The organism is Cryobacterium sp. 10I1, assembly GCF_035019805.1.
GTDB classification, from domain to species: Bacteria; Actinomycetota; Actinomycetes; order Actinomycetales; family Microbacteriaceae; genus Cryobacterium; species Cryobacterium glucosi.
Window position 1 is genome coordinate 1 of record NZ_JASJVF010000245.1, and the last position, 4,745, is coordinate 4,745.

A 4,745-nucleotide genomic window follows, 5' to 3' on the forward strand; every position below is an offset into this window, starting at 1 on the left:
CGGCAGCGACCCCGAGCTCGTGCCGGCCGGCCTCCAGCAGCGGGTTCGCGTCCTCGTGCGCGACCGGGTGCTCGTGCCCGTCGTGCGGCTCCGCAACCACCGGATCGTGCACGTGCTGCGCGGGGACAACGGCGCCGTGCTCGCCGAGGTCTGCGACGACAGTGTCCTGGCCGACCGCCTCGGTGTCGACCCGCTCCGCCAGGAATGGCGGGAATGGGAGATCGAACTCGTCGACGGCGCCCCCGAGCTGCTCGACGCCGTCGCGGAGGCCTTCGCCGCCGGGGGAGTCCGTCGCGCAGGCTACCCCTCGAAGCTCGGCCGTGCCCTCGGCGACCGCATTCCCGCAGCCCCGCCGGCCCCACCGGCGACGCCGACCCGGTCGAGTACGACGGGGGCCCTGCTGCTCGCCTACCTCGACGCCCAGATGCGGGTACTCGTCCACCAGGACCCGCTCGTGAGGCGCGACGACGCCGAAGCCGTGCACCAGATGCGGGTCGCGACCCGGCGGATGCGCTCGGTGCTGGCCACCTATCGCGACCTGCTTCCGAACGGGCTGGCCAACACCCTCGGGGACGAACTCCAGTGGATCGCCCGTGTGCTCGGCGCCGCCCGCGACAACGAGGTCCTGCACCACAACCTCGCCAGGTCGCTCTCGTCCGAGCCGGCGAAGCTCGTGGTCGGGCACGTCAGGAAGCGCCTGGACGCGCACTTCGCGGCCGACCTCGCCACGGCGCAGCAGGCGGCGGATGTCGTGCTCGACAGCCCACGCTACTTCCGGCTGCTCGACGCACTCGACGCCCTCATCGCGGAGCCGCCGTTCACCGCGCTCGCGAAGAAGTCGGCCAAGTCGGTGGTACCTGGTCTCGTCAAGCGTGATGGCGCCCGACTGCGCAAGGCCGTTCGCGACGCTCGCGCCGTGCCGCAGGGCCCCGATCACGACGCAGCCCTGCACGAGGTGCGCAAGATCGCCAAGCGCCTGCGGTATACGACGGAGTCTGCGCTCATCCTGAGTCCGAAACGTGCGGCCAGGCTTGTGGCCGCCGCCCGACTGGTCCAGGACATCCTCGGCGAGCACCACGACAGCGTCGTCGCCCGCGGGGTGCTGCTCACCCTCGGCATGCGCGCCTTCATCGACAATGAGAACTCGTTCACGTACGGCCGCCTCCACGCGACCGAACAGTTCCGGGGTGCGCACCTCGAGAGCCGGTTCCGGTCGGCGTGGAAAAGCTTCCCCAAGTCCGTGCTCTGACGCCGTCGACCCCGGTCAGGGCTCCGCCGCGATTCTTGCGGTGCGCGCGAGCTCAGTCGAAGTCAAGGCTGAGCTTGCGCAGCAGGGAGGCGAGGCGTTCGCGTTCGCTGGCCGTGAGCGTCGCGAGCAGCTCGGCCTCGGCGTCGACGAGGCGGGTGATCGCGGCATCGACCCGGATCAGCCCGTCGGGGTTCATCACGACGAAGATGCCGCGGCCGTCGTTGGGGTCGGTGCGCCGGGTGACGAGGCCGCGCTCGACGAGCCGGTCGATCCGGTTCGTCATGGTTCCGCTCGACACGAGCGTCTGTTGCAGCAGCGCCTTGGGGCTGAGTTCGTACGGTGCGCCCTCGCGGCGGAGCGCCGACAGCACGTCGAACTCCCACGACTCCAGTTCGGAGCGGGAGAACGCGGTGCGCCTGGCCCGGTCAAGGTGCTTGGCGAGGCGACCGACCCGGCTGAGCACCTGCAACGGGGCGAAATCGAGGTCCGGCCGCTCGCGCAGCCAGGCATCCACGATGCGGTCTACTTCGTCATTGCCGGGCATCGTCCTATTATCCGGCCAGCCGGGGCATCCGCCTGCACAGCACGGGTCATCGGTACGCCCGGCTGCGCGCCGCAGCCGATACTTCTGGCAGACTTATCAGCGTTGGTCGGCTCCGGCCGGCGAATTCCGCCGTGGTGTAATGGCAGCACGACAGCCTTTGGAGCTGTTAGGTCCAGGTTCGAGTCCTGGCGGCGGAGCCGTAGATCATTACCAGTGCTGCATTCCAGTGGCGCCCGCACCCGGTCTTCCCGGCCGGCAACACAGAAGCACGAGGACCCCGTGACCGATTCCCGTCTCGCCATCGTCGTCCTGGCCGCAGGCCAGGGCACCCGGATGAAATCCGCGACTCCCAAGCTGTTGCACCCCCTCGCCGGGCTGCCCATCCTCAGCCACGTGCTCGCGACGGCATCCGCGTTGAACGCCGCGCACGTCGTGACCGTCGTGCGCCACGAACGCGACCGGCTCGTCGACATCGTCGAGGCCGACCTGCCCGAGAGCATCGTCGTCGACCAGGACGAGGTCCCGGGAACCGGCCGGGCCGTCGAGCAGGCCATCGAGGCCCTGCCCGCCGACTTCGAGGGCGACGTGCTCGTCGTCAGCGGCGACGTTCCCCTCCTGAACGCGGCGACCCTCGCGAGCTTCATCACCGCGCACCGCGAACGCGCCGTCGCGGCGACCGTGCTGTCCGCCTTCCCCGACGACTCCACCGGCTACGGCCGCATCGTGCGCGACGAAGCCGGAGCCTTCGACCGCATCGTGGAACAGAAGGACGCCAGCCCCGAGGAACGCCTGATCACGGAGACGAACGCCGGCGTCTACGTCTTCGGCATCACCGAACTGCGTGCGCAGCTCGCCCGCATCACGACTGAGAACGTCCAGGGCGAGAAGTACCTCACCGACGTGATCGGCCTGCTCCGCGAGTCCGGCTCCGATGTGCGCGCCGTTCCGGTAGCGGATGCCTGGCTCGTGGCCGGCATCAACGACCGGGCCCAGCTCGCCGAGTCCGCCCGGCAGCTCAATGCGCTCATCGTGCGCGGCTGGCAGCTCGCCGGCGTGACCGTGCAGGACCCTGCGACGACCTGGATCGACCTCGCCGTCACGATCGCGCCCGACGTCACGATCAAGCCGGGCACCCAGATCCTCGGGGCGACGGTCATCGAGACCGGCGCCGTCGTCGGACCGGACACGACCCTCGTGGACTGCGAGATCGGCGCGAACGCCGAGGTGAAGCGCACGGACGCGACCCTCGCGGTGATCGGTGCCGGCGCATCCGTCGGCCCGTTCTCGTACCTGCGGCCCGGCACGATTCTCGGCGCGGACGGCAAGATCGGCACCTTTGTCGAGACCAAGAACGCCGTCATCGGCGAGGGCAGCAAGGTGCCGCACCTGAGCTACGTCGGCGACGCGACGGTCGGTGTGCACTCCAACATCGGGGCGGGGACGATCTTCGCGAACTACAACGGCGTGACGAAATCGCCGAGCGTCGTGGGGTCGCATGTGCGCACCGGGTCGCACAACGTCTTCGTCGCGCCCGTTAGGATTGGGGACGGGGCTTACACCGGTGCCGGTACCATCGTCCGCAAGGACGTGCCGGCCGGAGCTTTGGCTCTCACCGTGGCCCCACAACGCAATATGGACGGCTGGGTTCAGACCAACCGCCCGGGAACCGACGCGGCGGAAGCCGCGGCTAAGAGCGGAGACTAGGTGCCTGGAATCAATGCCAGCGGCGAGAAACGACTTGTATTGGTTTCGGGGCGAGCACACCCGCAACTGGCACTGGACATCGCCAAGGAGCTCGGTACCGAACTCGTGCACACCGACGCACGTACCTTCGCGAACGGCGAGATCTACGCCCGTTTCGACGAGAGCGTGCGCGGCAGTGACACCTTTGTGATCCAGTCGCACACCAACCCGATCAATGAATGGCTGATGGAACAGCTCATCATGGTCGACGCGCTCAAGCGGGCCTCCGCCAAGCGCATCACGGTTGTTGCGCCGTTCTACCCTTACGCCCGCCAGGACAAGAAGGGCCGCGGCCGCGAGCCGGTATCGGCCCGCCTCGTCGCCGACCTGTTCAAGGTCGCCGGCGCCGACCGCATTATGTCGATCGACCTGCACGCCGCCCAGATCCAGGGCTTCTTCGACGGCCCCGTCGACCACCTCTTCGCGATGCCGGTGCTGCTCGAGCACTTCCAGGAGAAGCTCGACCCCGCAACGCTGACCGTGGTGTCGCCCGACATGGGCCGCGTCCGCGTCGCCGACATCTGGAGCGACAAGCTCGGCGCCCCCCTGGCGATCATCCACAAGCGCCGTGACCCGCTGGTGCCGAACCGCGTCTCCGTGCACGAGATCGTCGGTCAGGTCTCCGGTCGCGTCTGCCTGCTTGTCGACGACATGATCGACACCGGACGCACCATCGTCCTCGCCGCCGAGGCACTGCGTGCCGCCGGAGCGATCGGCGTCGTCGTCGCCGCGACCCACGCCGTGTTCAGCCACCCCGCGCTCGAGCTGCTGCAGAACCCGGCGATCACCGAGGTCGTCGTCACCGACACCCTGCCGATCCCCCCGGAGAAGCGCTTCCCGACCCTGACCGTTCTGCCGATCGCCCCGCTTCTGGCCCGCGCGATCCACGAGGTCTTCGACGAGGGATCCGTCACGTCGATGTTCGAGGGCGCCGCGTAACCCACGCTGCCCCGACCGACGGATGCCCCGCTCACCCGAGCGGGGCATCCGTCGTTAACCGCCGCGACACCCTGTGGGGCGCGCACGGGCAGCGGATGCCTAGGCCGGCACGACCGGTGGGCCGAACCCCGGCGCGCGGGGGATCAGGCCGAGCGAGATCACCCAGGTCTCCCGCTCGTGCACGTCGATCGCGTAACACTGCCAGCCGAACCCGCCGGGCCCGGCCAGGTCGAAGCGCGCGGTGGACCCCTCCGCGAGCGGGTAGTAGTG

At 69.4% G+C, this 4,745-nt stretch carries 4 protein-coding genes and 1 tRNA gene; 4 read left to right on the forward strand and 1 reads right to left on the reverse strand.

Annotation, left to right across the window (positions count from 1 at the left end):
• Nucleotides 1-1,249 (forward strand): CHAD domain-containing protein (locus QN345_RS15665; RefSeq protein ID WP_323508842.1); only part of this gene is annotated, 1,249 nt, incomplete at its 5' end.
• A gap of 52 nt (nucleotides 1,250-1,301) precedes the next feature.
• On the opposite strand, the gene QN345_RS15670 is transcribed toward QN345_RS15665, so the two are convergent.
• Nucleotides 1,302-1,793: a MarR family winged helix-turn-helix transcriptional regulator gene (locus QN345_RS15670; protein WP_134448251.1), complete on the reverse strand. Its 492-nt coding sequence runs from the start codon at nucleotides 1,791-1,793 to the stop codon at nucleotides 1,302-1,304.
• Nucleotides 1,794-1,918: 125 nt separating this feature from the next.
• On the opposite strand from QN345_RS15670, the gene QN345_RS15675 reads away from it, so the two are divergent.
• From QN345_RS15675 to QN345_RS15685, 3 genes are all read left to right on the forward strand, one after another.
• Nucleotides 1,919-1,990, forward strand: a tRNA-Gln gene (locus QN345_RS15675).
• Between the two features lie 82 nt (nucleotides 1,991-2,072).
• Nucleotides 2,073-3,497 carry a bifunctional UDP-N-acetylglucosamine diphosphorylase/glucosamine-1-phosphate N-acetyltransferase GlmU gene (glmU, locus tag QN345_RS15680; RefSeq protein WP_134448253.1) on the forward strand — a complete coding sequence of 475 codons (1,425 nt, stop codon included), beginning with the start codon at nucleotides 2,073-2,075 and terminating at the stop codon, nucleotides 3,495-3,497.
• On the forward strand, nucleotides 3,498-4,475 hold the full coding sequence (locus QN345_RS15685) for a ribose-phosphate diphosphokinase (protein ID WP_134448255.1): 978 nt from the start codon (nucleotides 3,498-3,500) through the stop codon (nucleotides 4,473-4,475).
• Nucleotides 4,476-4,745: the final 270 nt, after the last annotated feature.